At 77.5% G+C, this 16,663-nt stretch carries 20 protein-coding genes; 19 read left to right on the top strand and 1 reads right to left on the bottom strand.

The features are described from left to right. The first annotated feature begins 31 nt into the window (after window positions 1-31). The 7 genes from mihF (at window position 32) to BLQ97_RS16280 (ending at window position 6,709) form a co-directional block, all read left to right on the top strand. A complete protein-coding gene (gene mihF, locus BLQ97_RS16310) occupies window positions 32-388 on the top strand; it encodes an integration host factor, actinobacterial type (RefSeq protein ID WP_091110693.1) in 357 nt (118 codons plus the stop codon). Between the two features lie 45 nt (window positions 389-433). Continuing rightward, on the top strand, window positions 434-1,039 hold the full coding sequence (gmk, locus tag BLQ97_RS16305) for a guanylate kinase (RefSeq protein ID WP_091367089.1): 606 nt from the start codon (window positions 434-436) through the stop codon (window positions 1,037-1,039). A 52-nt stretch (window positions 1,040-1,091) separates the two neighbouring features. Continuing rightward, window positions 1,092-1,355: a DNA-directed RNA polymerase subunit omega gene (gene rpoZ / locus BLQ97_RS16300; RefSeq protein ID WP_012949163.1), complete on the top strand. Its 264-nt coding sequence runs from the start codon at window positions 1,092-1,094 to the stop codon at window positions 1,353-1,355. Window positions 1,356-1,510: 155 nt separating this feature from the next. Further along, window positions 1,511-2,725: a bifunctional phosphopantothenoylcysteine decarboxylase/phosphopantothenate--cysteine ligase CoaBC gene (coaBC, locus tag BLQ97_RS16295; RefSeq protein WP_091367088.1), complete on the top strand. Its 1,215-nt coding sequence runs from the start codon at window positions 1,511-1,513 to the stop codon at window positions 2,723-2,725. Between the two features lie 99 nt (window positions 2,726-2,824). After that, window positions 2,825-4,021: a methionine adenosyltransferase gene (metK, locus tag BLQ97_RS16290; protein ID WP_091367087.1), complete on the top strand. Its 1,197-nt coding sequence runs from the start codon at window positions 2,825-2,827 to the stop codon at window positions 4,019-4,021. Window positions 4,022-4,040: 19 nt separating this feature from the next. Beyond that, complete coding sequence (locus BLQ97_RS16285; protein WP_091367086.1) at window positions 4,041-4,676, top strand: transcriptional regulator; 636 nt, start codon at window positions 4,041-4,043, stop codon at window positions 4,674-4,676. Between the two features lie 41 nt (window positions 4,677-4,717). Beyond that, the gene (locus BLQ97_RS16280) at window positions 4,718-6,709 is read left to right on the top strand and encodes a primosomal protein N' (RefSeq protein WP_245692294.1); all 1,992 of its coding nucleotides are present in this window, start codon (window positions 4,718-4,720) and stop codon (window positions 6,707-6,709) included. A gap of 7 nt (window positions 6,710-6,716) precedes the next feature. Here the strand turns inward: BLQ97_RS16280 and BLQ97_RS16275 are convergent, their stop codons facing one another. Further along, entirely contained in the window at window positions 6,717-7,211 is a 495-nt protein-coding gene (locus BLQ97_RS16275; protein ID WP_091367084.1) for a hypothetical protein, read from the bottom strand. Between the two features lie 36 nt (window positions 7,212-7,247). On the opposite strand from BLQ97_RS16275, the gene def reads away from it, so the two are divergent. The 12 genes from def (at window position 7,248) to BLQ97_RS16215 (ending at window position 16,589) form a co-directional block, all read left to right on the top strand. After that, entirely contained in the window at window positions 7,248-7,781 is a 534-nt protein-coding gene (def, locus tag BLQ97_RS16270; RefSeq protein ID WP_091367083.1) for a peptide deformylase, read from the top strand. Further along, a complete protein-coding gene (gene fmt / locus BLQ97_RS16265; protein WP_245692293.1) occupies window positions 7,730-8,707 on the top strand; it encodes a methionyl-tRNA formyltransferase in 978 nt (325 codons plus the stop codon). The genes def and fmt overlap by 52 nt, the downstream gene beginning before the upstream one ends. Beyond that, entirely contained in the window at window positions 8,704-10,086 is a 1,383-nt protein-coding gene (locus tag BLQ97_RS16260; RefSeq protein WP_091367082.1) for an RsmB/NOP family class I SAM-dependent RNA methyltransferase, read from the top strand. Before fmt ends, BLQ97_RS16260 begins: the two co-directional genes overlap by 4 nt. Before the next feature lie 139 nt (window positions 10,087-10,225). Further along, the gene (locus BLQ97_RS16255) at window positions 10,226-10,723 is read left to right on the top strand and encodes a GNAT family N-acetyltransferase (RefSeq protein ID WP_091367081.1); all 498 of its coding nucleotides are present in this window, start codon (window positions 10,226-10,228) and stop codon (window positions 10,721-10,723) included. Between the two features lie 46 nt (window positions 10,724-10,769). Beyond that, window positions 10,770-11,444 carry a ribulose-phosphate 3-epimerase gene (gene rpe / locus BLQ97_RS16250; RefSeq protein ID WP_245692291.1) on the top strand — a complete coding sequence of 225 codons (675 nt, stop codon included), beginning with the start codon at window positions 10,770-10,772 and terminating at the stop codon, window positions 11,442-11,444. Next, window positions 11,441-12,496, top strand: a complete 1,056-nt coding sequence (ribD, locus tag BLQ97_RS16245; protein ID WP_342670511.1) for a bifunctional diaminohydroxyphosphoribosylaminopyrimidine deaminase/5-amino-6-(5-phosphoribosylamino)uracil reductase RibD — start codon at window positions 11,441-11,443, stop codon at window positions 12,494-12,496. The genes rpe and ribD overlap by 4 nt, the downstream gene beginning before the upstream one ends. A 1-nt stretch (window position 12,497) precedes the next feature. Next, window positions 12,498-13,106: a riboflavin synthase gene (locus tag BLQ97_RS16240; protein ID WP_091367078.1), complete on the top strand. Its 609-nt coding sequence runs from the start codon at window positions 12,498-12,500 to the stop codon at window positions 13,104-13,106. Continuing rightward, window positions 13,103-14,419, top strand: coding sequence for a bifunctional 3,4-dihydroxy-2-butanone-4-phosphate synthase/GTP cyclohydrolase II (locus BLQ97_RS16235; RefSeq protein ID WP_091367077.1), 1,317 nt, complete (start codon window positions 13,103-13,105; stop codon window positions 14,417-14,419). Before BLQ97_RS16240 ends, BLQ97_RS16235 begins: the two co-directional genes overlap by 4 nt. Next, window positions 14,416-14,943, top strand: coding sequence for a 6,7-dimethyl-8-ribityllumazine synthase (ribH, locus tag BLQ97_RS16230; RefSeq protein ID WP_091367076.1), 528 nt, complete (start codon window positions 14,416-14,418; stop codon window positions 14,941-14,943). Before BLQ97_RS16235 ends, ribH begins: the two co-directional genes overlap by 4 nt. After that, on the top strand, window positions 14,940-15,203 hold the full coding sequence (locus tag BLQ97_RS16225; protein ID WP_091367075.1) for a phosphoribosyl-ATP diphosphatase: 264 nt from the start codon (window positions 14,940-14,942) through the stop codon (window positions 15,201-15,203). The genes ribH and BLQ97_RS16225 overlap by 4 nt, the downstream gene beginning before the upstream one ends. An 82-nt stretch (window positions 15,204-15,285) precedes the next feature. After that, window positions 15,286-16,152, top strand: a complete 867-nt coding sequence (gene hisG, locus BLQ97_RS16220; RefSeq protein WP_091367074.1) for an ATP phosphoribosyltransferase — start codon at window positions 15,286-15,288, stop codon at window positions 16,150-16,152. A gap of 2 nt (window positions 16,153-16,154) precedes the next feature. After that, window positions 16,155-16,589, top strand: a complete 435-nt coding sequence (locus tag BLQ97_RS16215) for an SSI family serine proteinase inhibitor (RefSeq protein WP_091367073.1) — start codon at window positions 16,155-16,157, stop codon at window positions 16,587-16,589. The last annotated feature ends 74 nt before the right edge of the window (window positions 16,590-16,663 follow it).

Below are 16,663 nucleotides of genomic sequence, written 5' to 3'. Positions count from 1 at the left end.
GCCGACCGGCGACGACACGATCGGACGCACCATGCCCCTCCCTGACCTGTCCCCCGAACAGCGCGCCGCCGCCCTGGAGAAGGCCGCCGCCGCCCGCAAGGCGCGCGCCGAGCTCCGCGAGCGGCTCAAGAGCAAGGGCACGACGGTCGGTGACGTCCTCCGCCAGGGGGAGACCGACGAGGTGATCGGCAAGATGCGGGTCTCCGCGGTGCTGGAGAGCCTGCCCGGTGTCGGCAAGGCGCGGGCTGCGAAGATCATGGAGCGGCTCGAGATCTCCCCGACCCGCCGGGTCCGCGGCCTGGGCGCCAACCAGCGCCGGGCGCTCGAGGCCGAGTTCGGTGGGGAGCAGGTGGTCGCCGAGCAGGTGCCCGCCGACTCGACCGCCTGAGCCGGGGGCCGACCCCACCTCCGCAGGACCGACGAGGACGACGCGTTGCCCGAAGCACCCGAACCACCCGCCACGGCGCGCCTGACGGTGCTGTCCGGCCCCTCCGGGGTCGGCAAGGGCACCGTCGTCGCCGAGGTCCGCCGTCGGTACCCCGACGTGTGGGTGTCGGTGTCGGTGACCACCCGGGGACGCCGGGCCGGTGAGGTCGACGGGGTGCACTACCACTTCCTCACCGACGCCGAGTTCGACCGGCTCGTCGCCGAGGACGGCCTGCTGGAGTGGGCCGAGTACGCCGGCAACCGCTACGGCACGCCGGTGGCCCCGGTGCGCGAGCGACTCGCCACCGGGGCCCCGGCCCTGCTGGAGATCGAGCTGCAGGGTGCGCGCCAGGTGCGGGCACGGGCCCCGGAGGCGCAGCTGGTCTTCCTCGCGCCGCCCTCCTGGGCCGAGCTGGAGAACCGGCTGGCCGGCCGCGGCTCCGAGCCGCCGGCGGTGCAGCAGCGCCGGCTGGCCATCGCGCAGGCCGAGCTGGACGCCGCCGGGGAGTTCGACGTCGTGGTGGTCAACGACGACGTCACCCGGGCCGCGGACGAGTTGGTAGGCTTGCTGACTGCGCCGTCGTCCGGGAGGTCGGTCGGCGCCTCCGAGTGACGGCCGCCCGAGGCCCCCACTCCCGCCGAACCAACGAGGAGCACGCCCGCCCGTGTCCGGAGTCGCACCTGCCCCCGAGGGCATCACCAACCCGCCGATCGACGAGCTGCTCGAGCGCACCAGCAGCAAGTACGGGCTGGTCATCTTCGCCGCCAAGCGCGCGCGGCAGATCAACGCCTACTACAGCCAGCTCTCCGAGGGCCTGCTGGAGTACGTCGGCCCGCTGGTCGACACCGCTCCGCAGGAGAAGCCCCTCTCCATCGCGCTGCGCGAGATCAACGAGGGTCTGCTGACCCACACCGCCGGCGAGAACTGAGCAAGGACCCCGTCGCCCCCCACCCTTCGCAGGCTCAGGGTGGGCCCCTGCGACGGGGCCGGCCGCCGGTGACGGATCGACGTCACCGCTCGTCGGTGTGACGCCCCCGGTACTCGGTACCGGGGGCGTCGGCCTGTCCGGGGCAGGATGAGGCCATGAGCCGGATCGTGCTGGGGGTCGCCGGCGGTGTCGCCGCGTACAAGGCCGCTCTGCTGCTGCGGGCGCTGACCGAGGCCGGGCACGACGTGCGCGTCGTCCCCACCCCGGGCGCGCTGCACTTCGTCGGCGCGGCCACCTTCGAGGCGCTGTCGGGGCACCCGGTCACCACCGACGTGTGGTCCGACGTCCCCGAGGTCGCCCACGTCCGCATCGGGCAGACCGCCGACCTCGTCGTCGTCGCCCCCGCCACCGCCGACCTGCTGGCCCGGGCGGCTGCCGGCCGCGCCGACGACCTGCTCACCGCCACCCTGCTCACCGCGCACTGCCCGGTGGTGTTCGTGCCGGCGATGCACACCGAGATGTGGCTGCACCCGGCCACCCAGGACAACGTCGCCACGCTGCGCCGCCGCGGCTCGGTCGTGCTGCCGCCCGCCGTCGGCCGGCTCACCGGGCCCGACTCCGGCCCCGGACGGCTGCCCGAGCCGCACGACGTCGCCGCGCTGGCCCAGGTGGCGCTGACCGCCGGGCCCGACGCGCTGCGCGCCGACCTCGCCGGCCGCCGGGTCGTGGTCAGCGCCGGCGGCACCCGCGAGCCCCTGGACCCGGTGCGCTACCTGGGCAACCGCTCCTCGGGGAAGCAGGGCTGGGCGCTGGCCCGGGTCGCCGCCGCCCGCGGCGCCGACGTCACCCTGGTTGCGGCCAACGTCGACCTGCCCGCGCCGTTCGGCGTGCGCGTCGTGCCGGTCGGGACGGCGGAGGAGCTGCGCGCCGCCGTGCTGGCCGAGGCCCCCGACGCGGACGTCGTGGTGATGACCGCGGCCGTGGCCGACTTCCGGCCGGCCACGGTCGCGGCCGCCAAGCTGAAGAAGAAGGACGACCCTGCCGAGGTCCCCGAGGTGCGGCTGGTGCGCAACCCCGACGTGCTCGCCGAGCTGGTGACCAAGCGCGCGGCCGGCCAGCTGGTGGTCGGCTTCGCCGCCGAGACCGGCGACGCCGACGGCGACGTGCTCGCCCACGCCCGCGCCAAGCTGGCCCGCAAGGGGTGCGACCTGCTGGTGGTCAACGACGTCTCCGGCGGCGGGGTGTTCGGCCGGCCGGACAACGCGGCGGTCGTGCTGGCCGCCGACGGCTCGGCCACCCAGGTCCCGCACGGGAGCAAGGACGCCGTCGCCGCGGCCGTGTGGCAGACCGTCCTCCCGCGGCTGGCCTGACCCGCACGCTGCCGGTGCACCGGACACGCCGGTAACGTCATCGCTCGGCCGGGCAGCCACCCGCGCCGCGACCTCAGTCACCGAAGCAGGGAGAACCGAGTGCCACGCCGCCTCTTCACGTCCGAGTCGGTGACCGAGGGCCACCCGGACAAGATCGCCGACCAGATCAGCGACGCCATCCTCGACCAGATGCTGGCGCAGGACCCGCGCAGCCGCGTCGCCGTCGAGACGATGATCACCACCGGGCAGGTGCACATCGCCGGCGAGGTGACCACCGCGGGCTACGTCGACATCGCCGAGGTCGTCCGCCGGACCATCCTCGGCATCGGCTACGACTCCTCGCGCAAGGGCTTCGACGGCGCCTCCTGCGGCGTGAGCGTCTCCATCGGCGCGCAGTCGCCCGACATCGCCCAGGGCGTGGACACCGCCTACGAGGCGCGCACCGCCGGCACCGCCGACGACGCGATCGAGCGCCAGGGCGCCGGCGACCAGGGCCTGATGTTCGGCTACGCCACCGACGAGACCCCCGAGCTGATGCCGCTGCCCATCGCGCTGGCCCACCGGCTCTCCCGCCGGCTGGCCGCGGTCCGCAAGGACGGCTCGGTGCCCTACCTGCGCCCCGACGGCAAGACCCAGGTCACCGTCGTCTACGAGGACGACCGGCCGGTCGGCGTCGACACCGTCGTCGTCTCCTCGCAGCACGCCGAGGACATCTCCATCGACCAGCTGCTCACCCCGGACGTGCAGGAGCTCGTCGTCGAGCCCGAGCTGCAGGCCCTCGGCCTGCCCGCCGAGGGGTACCGGCTGCTGGTCAACCCCACGGGCAAGTTCGTCATCGGCGGCCCGATGGGCGACGCCGGGCTGACCGGCCGCAAGATCATCGTGGACACCTACGGCGGCATGGCCCGGCACGGCGGCGGCGCGTTCTCCGGCAAGGACCCCTCGAAGGTCGACCGCTCGGGCGCCTACGCGATGCGGTGGGTGGCCAAGAACGTCGTCGCCGCGGGCCTGGCCCGCCGCTGCGAGGTGCAGGTGGCCTACGCCATCGGCGCCGCGCACCCGGTCGGCCTGTTCGTCGACACGCACGGCACCGGCACGGTGGCCGACGACGTCCTGGAGAAGGCGGTCACCACGGTGTTCGACCTGCGCCCGGGCGCGATCGTGCGCGACCTGGACCTGCTGCGGCCGATCTACGCGCCGACCGCCGCCTACGGCCACTTCGGCCGCACCGACGTCGAGCTGCCGTGGGAGCGCACCGACCGGGTCGAGGCCCTGCGCAGCGCCGTCGGCGCCTGACGGCCGCGCCCGCCTCGCGGTGGCCCACGCCAGCGCGCCCGAGGACCTCGCCCTGCACGGGGTGCGGGTCCTCGGGTTCCCGACCACGGCGCGCGTCGCGAGCCGCTTCGGCCTCGACCGCGGCGTCGTCGAGGAGGCCCTGCTCGACGCCGAGGCCCGCGGCTGGGTGCGGCGGCTGGCCTTCGGCGGCAGCGAGGGCTGGTCGCTGCTCGACGCCGGCCGCGCGGAGGGCGAGCGCCGGCTGGCCGCCGAGCTCGACGCCGCGGGCGCCCGGGACGCCGTCGCCGGCGTGCACGCCCGCTTCCGGCCGCTCAACCGCCGCTTCGGCGCCGCCTGCACCGACTGGCAGGTGCGCCCGACCCGGCTCGACCCGATGGCGGCCAACGACCACACCGACTGGCGCTGGGACGAGCGGGTGCTGCGCACGCTGCGGTCGGCGGGGGAGGGGCTCGCCGGGCTCTGCGCCGAGCTGACCGCCCACCTGGCCCGCTTCGGCGGCTACGCGGGGGTCTACGCCGCGGCGCTGCGGCGGGTGGACGCCGGTGAGCGCGGCTGGGTCGACGGGCCCGACCGCGACTCGCTGCACCTCGTGTGGATCCAGTTCCACGAGGACCTGCTGGCCACCCTCGGCATTGAGCGCGGCACGGACGCCTGACCGCCCGGTCCCGTCGGTGCGGGTGGGTAGCGTGCGACCACGTGCCCGCCGACCCCGCCGTCCCCGCGCCCGGGGGAGCGCCGCGGGTGGCACGGGTCGTCGTCGACGTGCCGCTGGCCCACCTCGACCGGCCCTTCGACTACGCCGTCCCCGACCAGCTGGCCGGGCAGGTGCGGGCCGGGTGCCGGGTGCGGGTGCGCTTCGCCGGCCAGCTGGTGGACGGCGTCGTGCTCGAGCTGGCCGACGCGAGCGACTCCGGCCGCAGGCTCGCGCCGCTGGCCAAGCTGGTCTCGCCCGAGCCGGTGCTCACCCCCGAGGTGGCCGCGCTCGCCCGCTCGGTGGCCCAGCGCTGGGCCGGCACCCTGACCGACGTGCTGCGGCTGGCCATCCCGCCGCGCCGGGCCGCCGCCGAGAAGCGCCCGCCCGGCGAGGCCCCGTCACCTCCCGCACCCCCCGACCCGGCCGGCTTCGCCCGCTACCCCGCCGGGCCGTCCCTGCTCGCCGCCGTCGCCGACGGGCGCCCGGCCCGGGCGGTGTGGACCGCGCTCCCCGGCGAGGACTGGCCGGCCCGGCTGGCCGAGCTGTGCCAGGCGGCCCTCTCCGGCGGGCGCGGCGCGCTCGTCGTCGTCCCCGACGGCCGCGACCTCGACCGGCTGGAGGCCGCGGCCGCCGCCCGGCTGCCGACGGGGTCGGTCGTCGTGCTGCGCGCCGACGCCGCCCCCGACGCCCGCTACCGGCGCTTCCTCGACGCCGTCCGCGGCAGCGCCCGGGTGGTGCTCGGCACCCGCGCCGCGGTGTTCGCGCCGGTCGCCGATCTGGGCCTGGTGGCGATCTGGGACGACGGCGACGACCTGCACGCCGAGCCCCGCGCCCCCTACGCGCACGCCCGCGACGTGCTCCTGCACCGCGCGCACCTGACCTCCTGCGCCGCGGTCGTGGCGGCCACCGCGCGGACCGCCGAGGCGCAGCTGCTCGTCGACAGCGGCTGGGCGCACGAGCTGACCGCCGACCGGCCCACCCTGCGCGCCGCCTCCCCGCGGGTGCAGGCCCTGGGCGAGGACTCCGAGCTCGCCCGCGACCCGGCCGCGCGCACCGCCCGGCTGCCCAGCCTGGCCCACCGGGTGGCGCGGGCGACGCTGGCCGAGGGCGCGCCGGTGCTCGTCCAGGTGCCCCGCGCCGGCTACGCGCCCGGGCTGTCCTGCGACCGCTGCCGCGCCCCCGCCCGGTGCGCGGTGTGCTCCGGCCCGCTCGGCGTCTCCCCGACGCCGGGACCGGGCGGCTCGCGCATCCCCGCGTGCCGCTGGTGCGCCCGCCCGGCCACCGTCTTCGACTGCCCGCACTGCCACGGCACGAAGCTGCGGGCCTCCGTCGTCGGCGCGGCCCGCACCGCCGAGGAGCTGGGCCGGGCCTTCCCCGGCGCCCCGGTGCGGGTGTCGGGGCGGTCGTCGGGCGTGCTGCCCTCGGTGCCGGCCGGGCCGGCGCTGGTGGTGGCCACCCCGGGCGCCGAGCCGGTCGCCGAGGGCGGGTACGGGGCGGCGCTGCTGCTGGACTCGTGGGCGCTGCTGGGCCGGGCCGACCTGCGGGCGGGGGAGGAGACGCTGCGCCGCTGGGCGAACGCCGCGACGCTGGTGCGCCCGCACGGCTCGGTGGTCGTCGCCGCCGACGCCGCCCACCCCGTCGTCCAGGCGCTGGTGCGCTGGGACCCGGGCTGGCTGGCCGAGCGCGAGCTCGCCGACCGCCGGGCGCTGGGCTTCCCGCCGGCCACCCGCATGGCGGCGCTGTCGGGCTCCCCGGCCGCGCTGGCGGAGTTCCTCGCGGCCGCCCGGCTGCCCGACGACGCCGACCTGCTCGGCCCGGTGCCCGAGCCCCCGCGGCCCGGCCAGGAGGGCGAGCGGGAGCGCTACCTCGTGCGGGTGCCGCGCGGTGCGGGCCTGGCGCTGGCCACCGCCCTGGCCGAGGTGCAGGGCGTGCGCAGCGCGCGCAAGGCGAGCGAGCACGTGCGCGTGCAGCTCGACCCCCTCGAGCTGGTCTGAGCGGCGCTCAGCGCCCGGCGGCCATCGCCTGCAGCTCGGCCTCCACGGAGGCTTCCCGCTCGACCTCGGCGGCGGCCCGGTCGGCCGCCAGCCGCCAGTGCACCGGCGCGACCGCCGCCGCGTGGGCGAGCCCGCCGGCCGCGCCCAGCCACCGGTGCGGGCGGAGGACGCCCCGGCGGGCGAGGGCGCGCTGCGCCGGCCGGTCGAGCGCCCACAGCAGCAGGCCGACGGCCCACCCGGAGACGCCGGCCCGGACCAGCGCCCGCCGCTCGTGCGCGGGGGTCGGCGGCACCTCGCCGGTCCGCCGGAACTCCCGCAGCGCGGCGGGCAGCTCCCCGCTGAGCTGGTCGGCCACGACCAGGGCGACGGCGCCGGCGCAGGTCCGCACCCGCGCGGGCGACCACGGCGGGGCGTTCCGGGAGGCGAGCACGGCACCGACGGCCACCCCCTCCGCGAGGGTGCTCACCACGGCACGGCACCGGTGGGCCAGGAGCGAGGTCACGGGGGCCACGGTAGGGCCGCCGCCTACGATCGGCGGGTGAGCGTGACCCCCATCCGGCTGCTGGGCGACCCCGTCCTGCACCGGCCCGCCGCGCCGGTCGTCGACTTCGACGCCGAGCTGCGCGGGCTGGTGGCCGACCTGACCGAGACCATGCACGCCGCCGGGGGCGCCGGCCTCGCCGCACCGCAGCTCGGCGTCGGCCTGCGGGTGTTCACCTGGTACGTCGACGGCGAGGTCGGCCACCTCGTCAACCCGTCGGTCGACCTGGTCGGCGAGGAGACCGAGGAGGCGCCCGAGGGCTGCCTGTCCATCCCCGGCTACCGCTTCGACTGCCGCCGCCACCTGCACGTCGTCGCCACCGGCTGGGACCAGCACGGCGACCCGGTGCGGGTCGAGGGCTCGCACCTGCTGGCCCGCGCGGTCCAGCACGAGGTCGACCACCTCGACGGCGTGCTGTTCGTCGACCGGCTCGACCCCGAGGCGCGCGCCGCCGCGCTCGCCGCGCTGGCCGAGGCCGAGTGGACCGGCATGGCCGCCTGGGTCCCGCGCGTGGAGGTGAGCCCCCACTGAGGCTCCTGTTCGCCGGGACGCCGGAGGCCGCCGTCCCCTCGCTGGAGGCCCTGCTGGCCTCCGGCCACGAGGTGGCCGCCGTGCTCACCCGGCCCGACGCCCGCTCCGGCCGCGGCCGCACGGCCAGCCGCTCCCCGGTGGCCGAGCGCGCCGACGCCGCCGGCCTGCCCGTGCTGCAGCCCCGCTCGCCGCGCGAGCCGGAGTTCCTCGCACAGCTCGCCGACCTCGCCGTCGACTGCGCGCCCGTGGTCGCCTACGGCGCGCTGGTGCCGCCCGCCGCGCTGGACGTCCCCGCGCACGGTTGGGTCAACCTGCACTTCTCGCTGCTGCCGGCCTGGCGCGGCGCCGCCCCCGTGCAGCACGCGGTCATGGCCGGCGACGAGGTGACCGGCGCCTGCACGTTCCGGCTCGAGCAGGGCCTGGACACCGGGCCGGTGTTCGGCGTGGTCACCGAGCCGATCGGCCCGCGCGACACCGCCGGCGACCTGCTCGGCCGGCTCGCCGTCAGCGGCGCCCGGCTGCTGGTGGCCACCCTCGACGGCATCGCGGCCGGCGAGCTCGTCCCGCAGCCCCAGCCGGCCGAGGGGGTCAGCCTGGCGCCGCGCATCGAGACCGCCGACGCCCGGGTGGACTGGGCGCTGCCGGCGCACGTCGTCGACCGGCGGGTGCGCGGGGTGACGCCCGCCCCGGGCGCGTGGACGACCTGGCGCGGCGACCGGCTGCGGGTGGGCCCGGTGCAGCCGCTGCCGGAGGCCCCGGAACTCGCGCCGGGGGAGGTCGCCGCGGGCCCCGGCGGGGTCGTCGTCGGCACCGGCCGCGGCGCGGTGCGCCTCGGCGACGTGCAGCCGGCGGGCAAGCGCCTGCTGCCGGCGGCGGACTGGGCCCGCGGCGCGCGCCCGGCGCCCGGCGAGCGGCTGGGCGCGTGAGCCGCCCGCCCCGGCGCCCGTCCGGCCGCCGCCCCGAGCGGCGCCCGCGGCGGGCACCCCTCGACGGCGCCCGGCTCACGGCCTACGACGTCCTCGACGGCGTCTCCGCGCGCGAGGCCTACGCCAACCTGCTGCTGCCCCAGCTGCTGCGCGAGCGCGACCTCGAGCCGCGCGACGCCGCCTTCGCCACCCAGCTGGCCTACGGGGCGCTGCGCGCGCAGGGCACCCTCGACGCCGTCCTTGCCACGCTGGTCGACCGGCCGCTGGCCGACCTCGACCGCCGGCTGCTGGACCTGCTGCGGCTGGGCGCCTACCAGCTGCTCGACCTGCGGGTGCCCGCGCACGCCGCCGTGGCCACCACCGTCGACCTCGTCCGCGCCATCGTGGGGCCCGGCGCCTCGGGCCTGGCCAACGCGGTGCTGCGCAAGGTGGCCGCCGGCGGCGACCGCGCCGCGTGGCTCGAGCGGCTCGGCGCGGGCGGCGACCGGCGGCTGGCGCTGGCCACCGACCACCCCGGGTGGATCGTGGCCGCCTGGCGCGACGCCCTGGGCGGGGATGCCGAGCTCGAGGCCGCGCTGCTCGCCGACGACGCCGCCCCCGAGGTGCACCTGGTCGCCCGGCACGTGGACCGCGAGGCGCTGGCCGCGGAGTCCGGCGGGACGCCCGGGCCGTGGTCGCCGTACGCGGTGCGCCTCGGCGGGGGAGACCCCGGGCGGCTGCCGTCGGTGCGCTCCGGTGCGGCCGCGGTGCAGGACGAGGGCAGCCAGCTCGCCGCGCTGCTGCTCACCCGGGCACCGCTGGAGGGACCCGACGCCCGCTGGCTGGACGTGTGCGCCGGCCCCGGCGGCAAGGCCGGGCTGCTGGCCGCCGTCCGCCCGGCCGGGGTGCACCTGACCGCCGCCGACCGGGCGCCGCACCGCGCCGAGCTGGTCCGCGGCGCGCTGGCCGGCGAGGACGACGTCGAGGTGCTGGTCGCCGACGGCCGCGAGCCCCCGTGGGCGCCCGGTTCCTTCGACCGCGTGCTCCTCGACGCGCCGTGCACCGGGTTGGGGGCGCTGCGCCGCCGTCCCGAGGTGCGCTGGCGGCGGGGACCGGAGGACGTCGGCCCGCTGGTGGAGCTGCAGACGGCGCTGCTCGACGCGGCGCTGGCCTCGGTGCGGCCGGGCGGCGTGGTCGCGTACGTGACCTGTTCCCCGCACACCGCCGAGACCGTCGCGGTCGCCGACGCCGCGGCCGCCCGCGACGACGTCGAGGTGCTGCCCGTGGCGCCGCTGCTCGACGGCGTGCCCGGGGTGGAGCGCGGGGCCTACGGGCAGCTGTGGCCGCACCGGCACGGCACCGACGCGATGTTCCTGGCCCTGCTCGGCCGCACCCGCTGAGTCGACCGACGACGCCGCGCGGTGTCGACCTGGTGCGGTCTCACCCGTCGGGAGGCGACCCCAGGTCGACACGGGGCGCCGGGGTGCGGCCGGCGCCGGACCTCGCGCACCCCGCGGCCGTCGCCTAGCCTGCCCCGTCGTGCCCTGGCTGCCCGACGACTTCGCCCACCCGCTGCGCGCCGACCTGCCCACCGGGCAGCACCTGCGCCCGATCCGCGCGGCCGACACCCCGATCGACCTCCCGGCCGTCATGGGCTCCCGCGAGCGGCTGTGGGCGGTCTACGGCGAGGCGTGGGGCTGGCCGCCGGCGACCATGACCGAGGAGCAGGACCGCGAGGACCTCGCCCGCCACGAGCACGAGATCGAGGCGCACGAGAGCTTCAACTACGCGCTGGTCGACGAGGACGAGACCGAGCTGCTCGGCTGCGTCTACGTCGACCCGCCGGAGAAGGCCGGGGACGCCGACGCCGAGGTCTCCTGGTGGGTGGTCGACCGGCTGGTCGGCACCGAGGTCGAGGCGGCCCTGGACGACTTCGTGCCGCGCTGGCTGGCACGGGAGTGGCCGCTGCGCGCCCCGAGGTACGTCGGCCGCGACCTGACCTGGGCCGAGTGGGTGGCGCTGCCCGACCGCGACTGACCCGGACGGACGGGCCGTCCGCACCCCGCACCTAGACTCGGCAGACGTGCCCCGCGCCCCGATGATCGCCCCCAGCCTGCTCTCGGCGGACTTCGCCCGGCTGGCCGACGAGGTGGCCCGGGTGGCCGACGCCGACTGGCTGCACGTCGACGTCATGGACGCCCACTTCGTGCCCAACCTGACCCTCGGCCTGCCCGTCGTCGAGGCCATCGAGGCGGTCAGCCCGGTCCCGCTGGACTGCCACCTGATGATCGAGGCGCCCGAGCGGTGGGCGCCCGGGTACGCCGAGATCGGCGCCCGCAACGTCACCGTGCACGCCGAGGCCTGCACCGGCGACCCCCGCGACGTCGCCCGCGACATCCGCGCCGCCGGGGCGCTGGCGGGGCTCGCGGTCAAGCCGGGGACGCCGCTGGAGGACTACGAGGACGTCCTGCGCGACTTCGACACCCTGCTGGTGATGACCGTGGAGCCCGGCTTCGGCGGCCAGGCGTTCATCGCCGAGGTGCTGCCCAAGGTGCGCCGGGCTCGGGAGCTGGTCGACGCCGGCCACCTCACCGTGCTGGTCGAGGTCGACGGCGGCGTCAACGCCGACACCATCGAGCAGGCCGCCGCGGCCGGCGCCGACGTCTTCGTCGCGGGCTCCGCCGTCTACGGCGCCGACGACCCCGCCCGCGCCATCGCCGCGCTGCGCGCGCGGGCCACGGCGGCGGCCGCCGGGTGACGCCCCAGGAACAGGCGGCGATGAGCCGGGCCCGGGCGCTCGGTGAGAGCGTCCTCGGCACCACCAGCCCGAACCCCGCCGTCGGCGCCGTGGTCCTCGACGCCGACGGCGCCGTGGTGGGGGAGGGCGCCACCTCCCCGCCCGGCGGGCCGCACGCGGAGGTGCACGCCCTGGCGCAGGCCGGCGAGCGGGCCCGCGGTGGCACCGCCGTCGTCACCCTCGAGCCCTGCGCGCACACCGGCCGCACCGGCCCGTGCGCCGACGCGCTGCTCGCCGCCGGCGTGGCGCGGGTCGTCGTCGCGGTGCCCGAGCCCACGCGGCTGGCCGTCGGCGGCGCCGGGCGGCTGCGGGCCGCCGGGGTGGACGTCGAGGTCGGCGTCGAGCAGCGGGCCGCCGAGGAGGGCGCGCTGGCGGCCTGGCTGACCGGCGTCCGCGAGCAGCGCCCGCAGGTGGTCTGGAAGGTCGGCGCCACCCTCGACGGGCGGGTCGCCGCCGCCGACGGCACCAGCCGCTGGATCACCGGGGAGACCGCGCGCGCCGCCGTCCACCGGCTGCGCGCCACCTGCGACGCCGTGCTCGTCGGGTCCGGCACCGTCCTCACCGACGACCCGCAGCTCACCGTCCGTGACGCCGAGGGCCGTGACGCCGCCCGCCAGCCGCTGCGGGTGGTGCACGACCGCCGCGGCCGCCTGCCGGCCGGCGCCCGGGTCCTGGACGACGCCGCCCCCACCCACGTCAGCCGGGCCGGGAGCCCGGCGGAGCTGCTGGCCGAGCTGTTCGACCGGGACGTGCGCCGGGTGCTGCTCGAGGGCGGCCCGACGCTGGCCGCGGCCTTCCTGCGCGAGGGGCTCGTCGACGAGGCCGTCGTCCACCTGGCCCCCAAGCTGCTCGGCGCCGGTCCCTCGCTGGTGGGGGACCTGGGAATCCCGACGATCGCCGGCGCGCTTGCCCTCGAGGTGCGGGACGTGACCCTGCTGGGCGGGGACGTGCAGATCCGCCTGCGGCCCACCCGTCACACTGGGGGCCGAGGGCACGCGGACGGGAGGGGCTGAGGTGTTCACCGGCATCGTCGAGGAGGTCGGCTCCCTCGCCGCGCGCGAGGACGCCGGCGACGCCGCGGTCCTGCGCATCCGCGCCGACCGCGTGCTCGAGGACGTGCACCTCGGCGACTCGATCTCGGTCAACGGCGTCTGCCTGACCGTGACCGCCAGCGACGGGCAGGAGTGGACCACCGACGTGATGGGCGAGACGCTGCGCCGCAGCAGCCTCGGCGCGCTGGCCGCCGGCGACCCGGTCAACCTGGAGCGGGCCGTGGCCGCGGGCGGGCGGCTCGGCGGGCACGTCGTGCAGGGCCACGTCGACGGTGTCGGCACGGTGCTCTCGCGCACCCCGGCCGAGCACTGGGAGGTCGTCCGGGTGGCGCTCCCGCCGGAGCTGGCCCGCTACGTCGTCGAGAAGGGCTCGATCACCGTCGACGGCGTCTCGCTCACCGTCAGCGCGCTGAGCGCCGCCGACGACCCCGAGCCCTGGTTCGAGGTCAGCCTCATCCCCACGACCCTGCGCGAGACCACGCTGGGCCGGCGCGCCCCGGGGGACCCGGTCAACCTGGAGGTCGACGTGATCGCCAAGTACGTGGAACGCCTGCTCGGAGCGCGGTCGTGACCGGCCCCGTGCGCCTCGACTCGGTCGAGAGCGCCATCGCGGCGGTCAAGGCCGGCCGGCCCGTCGTCGTCATCGACGACGAGGACCGGGAGAACGAGGGCGACCTGATCTTCGCCTCCGAGCTGGCCACCCCCGAGCTGGTGGCGTTCATGGTCCGCTACACCTCGGGCTACATCTGCGTGTCGGTCACCGAGGCCGACGCCGACCGCCTCGACCTGCCGCCGATGTTCCGGGTCAACCAGGACCGCCGCGGCACCGCCTACACGGTGACCGTCGACGCCCGCGAGGGGATCACCACCGGCATCTCGGCCAGCGACCGCGCGCACACCATCCGGCTGCTCGCCGACGCGCAGACCTCCTCGGCCGACCTCGCCCGCCCCGGCCACATCGTGCCGCTGCGCGCCAAGGACGGCGGCGTGCTGCGCCGGCCCGGCCACACCGAGGCCGCCGTCGACCTCGCCGTCCTCGCGGGCCTGCGCCCCTCCGGCACGCTGTGCGAGCTGGTCAGCGAGAAGGACCCCACCGGCATGGCCCGCGCCGAGGAGCTGCGCGTCTTCGCCGACGAGCACGACCTGTGCCTGATCTCCATCGCCGACCTCATCGCCTACCGCAAGCGGTTCGACAAGCTGGTCGAGCGGGTCGCCGAGGCCACCGTGCCGCTGGCGCCGGGCACCTTCACCGCGGTCGGCTACCGCAGCTCCTACGACGAGCGGGAGCACGTCGCCTTCGTCTACGGCGACATCGGCGACGGCGAGGACGTGCTGGTGCGCGTGCACTCCGAGTGCCTCACCGGCGACGTCTTCGGCTCGCTGCGCTGCGACTGCGGCCCCCAGCTGCAGGCGGCGCTGGCCGCCGTCGCGCACGAGGGCCGCGGCATCGTGCTCTACATCCGCGGGCACGAGGGCCGGGGCATCGGCCTGCTGCACAAGCTGCAGGCCTACCAGCTGCAGGACGCCGGCGTGGACACCGTCGACGCCAACCTCGACCTCGGCCTGCCCGCCGACGCCCGCGACTACGGCACCGGCGCGCAGATCCTCGTCGACCTCGGCGTGCACACCATGCGGCTGCTGACCAACAACCCGGCCAAGCGCGCCGGCCTGGAGGGCTACGGCCTCAAGGTGACCGGCCGGGTGCCGCTGCCCAGCCACGTCACCGCCGAGAACCTGGCCTACCTGCGCACCAAGCGCGACCGGATGGGCCACCTGCTCGACATCATCGAGCCCGAGACCGAGTCCGGACCCGCCGACGTCCCCACCGCGGCCACCGTGCCGGGCACCGACGTCCCCCTGCGGCAGACGGAGCAGCAGCTGTGAGCGGCACCGGACGGCCGGAGGCCGGCGCGGTCGACGCCGCGGGCCTGTCGCTGGGCATCGTGGCCACCACCTGGCACGCCGAGATCACCGACGCGCTGCTCGAGCGGGCGCTCGCCGCCGCCCGGGCCAGCGGGGTCCCCGAGCCGACCGTCGTCCGGGCGCCGGGCGCGGTGGAGCTGCCGGTGGTCGCCCAGGCGCTGGCCGAGCGGCACGACGCCGTCGTCGCGCTCGGCGTGGTGATCCGCGGCGGCACCCCGCACTTCGAGTACGTCTGCGACGCCGTGACCGCCGGGCTGACGCGGGTCGCGCTCGACGCCGGCCGGCCGGTCGGCAACGGCGTGCTCACCTGCGACACCGAGGAGCAGGCGCGCGACCGCGCGGGGCTGCCCGGGTCGGCGGAGGACAAGGGCTGGGAGGCCGCCGTCGCCGCGCTGGCCACGGCGCTGACCCTCCGCGCGCTGCGCACCCCGCCGCGCGCCACCGGCTTCCAGGCCGTGCCGGTGGCCGGGGAGGCCCGCGCGTGAAGACCTTCGACGAGCTGTTCGCGGAGCTCTCGGGCAAGGTCGCGACCGGCGACCCCGCGTCGGGCACCGTGACCGCCGTCCGCGACGGCGTGCACGCCGCCGGCAAGAAGGTGGTCGAGGAAGCCGCCGAGTCGTGGATGGCCGCCGAGCACGAGGGCCCCGAGCGGACGGCGGAGGAGATCAGCCAGCTGCTCTACCGGGTGCAGGTCCTCATGCTCGCCCGCGGGCTGACGCTCGACGACGTCTACACCCACCTCTGAAGAAGGACCCCGTCCTGCTCACCCCTCGCACGCTCGGGGGGAGCCTCCGGACGGGGCCGAACCGCTCCCCGAAGGAGAGACCGTGCTGCGTGTGGCCGTCCCGAACAAGGGCGCCCTGAGCGAGCCCGCGGCGGCGATGCTGGCCGAGAGCGGCTACCGGCAGCGCCGCAGCACCAAGGACCTCGCCGTCTACGACCCCGACAGCGACACCGAGTTCTTCTACCTGCGGCCGCGCGACATCGCCGTCTACGTCGCCTCGGGCACGCTCGACGTCGGCATCACCGGCCGCGACATGATGCTCGAGACCGCCCCGGCCGACGGGGAGGGCCCGACCGCCGTCGAGGTCATGTCGCTGGGCTTCGGCCGGTCCTCCTTCCGCTTCGCCAGCCCGGTGGAGTCGGCGATCGACTCGGTCGAGCAGCTGGCCGGCAAGCGGATCGCCACCGCCTACCCGGTGCTGCTGCAGCGCTTCCTCCAGGAGTCGGGCGTCAAGGCCGGCGTGGTCAAGCTCGACGGCGCGGTGGAGACCGCCTGCCGGCTCGGCGTGGCCGACGCCGTCTGCGACGTCGTCGAGACCGGCACGACGCTGCGCGCCGCGGGCCTGCGGATCATCGGCGAGCCGGTGCTTAGCAGCGAGGCGGTGCTCGTCCGCCGCGAGGGCGCCGAGGAGATCCCCGCCGTCGCCCAGCTGCGGCGGCGGCTGCGCGGCGTCCTGGTGGCCCGGCAGTACGTGCTGCTCGACTACGACTGCCCCAACGAGCTGCTCGCCCGGGCGACCGCGCTGACGCCGGGCCTCGAGGGGCCGACGGTCAGCCCGCTGCAGACCGAGGGCTGGTCGGCGGTGCGGGCGATGGTCCGCCAGAGCGACACCAACCGGGTCATGGACGAGCTGTGGGAGCTCGGCGCCCGCGCCATCCTGGTCACCAGCATCCACGCCTGCCGGCTCTAGCCGTGCGCACCGTGGTGCTGGCCGTCGTGCTGCTGGCGCTGGCCGGGTGCGCGGGGCGGGGGAGCGGGGCGGCGGCACCGGGGACGCCGGACGGCCCCGCCGACCGGCTCGTCGTGGAGGTCGACCGCGGGGACGGCAGCCCGGTGGAGCGGTACACGCTCACCTGCGGCGACGTCCCGGGGGGTGACCACCCCGACGCGGCCGGGGCCTGCGCGCACCTCGCCGGCCTCGACGACCCGTTCGCGCCGCTGCCGCCCGGCCGGGCCTGCGCCGAGGTCTACGGCGGCCCGCAGACCGCCCGGGTGACCGGCACCTGGCACGGCGCCGCCGTCGACCTCGCGCTCTCGCGCACCGACGCCTGCCGGACCGCGCAGTGGGACGCGCTCGGCCCGCTGCTGCCCGGGCCGGTCGGCGTCGGCGACGAGCTGCCCGACTGACCCGGCTGCCCGACCGACCCGCTGCGGACGGCAGCGGCCCCCTCCCGGGTGCCGGGAGGGGGCCGCTGCGGTGC

It is taken from the genome of Geodermatophilus telluris (assembly GCF_900102745.1).
In the GTDB taxonomy this organism is placed as follows: domain Bacteria; phylum Actinomycetota; class Actinomycetes; order Mycobacteriales; family Geodermatophilaceae; genus Geodermatophilus; species Geodermatophilus telluris.
Note: the sequence above shows the minus strand (reverse complement) of the source record. Positions and strands in the feature narration are given on the sequence as shown.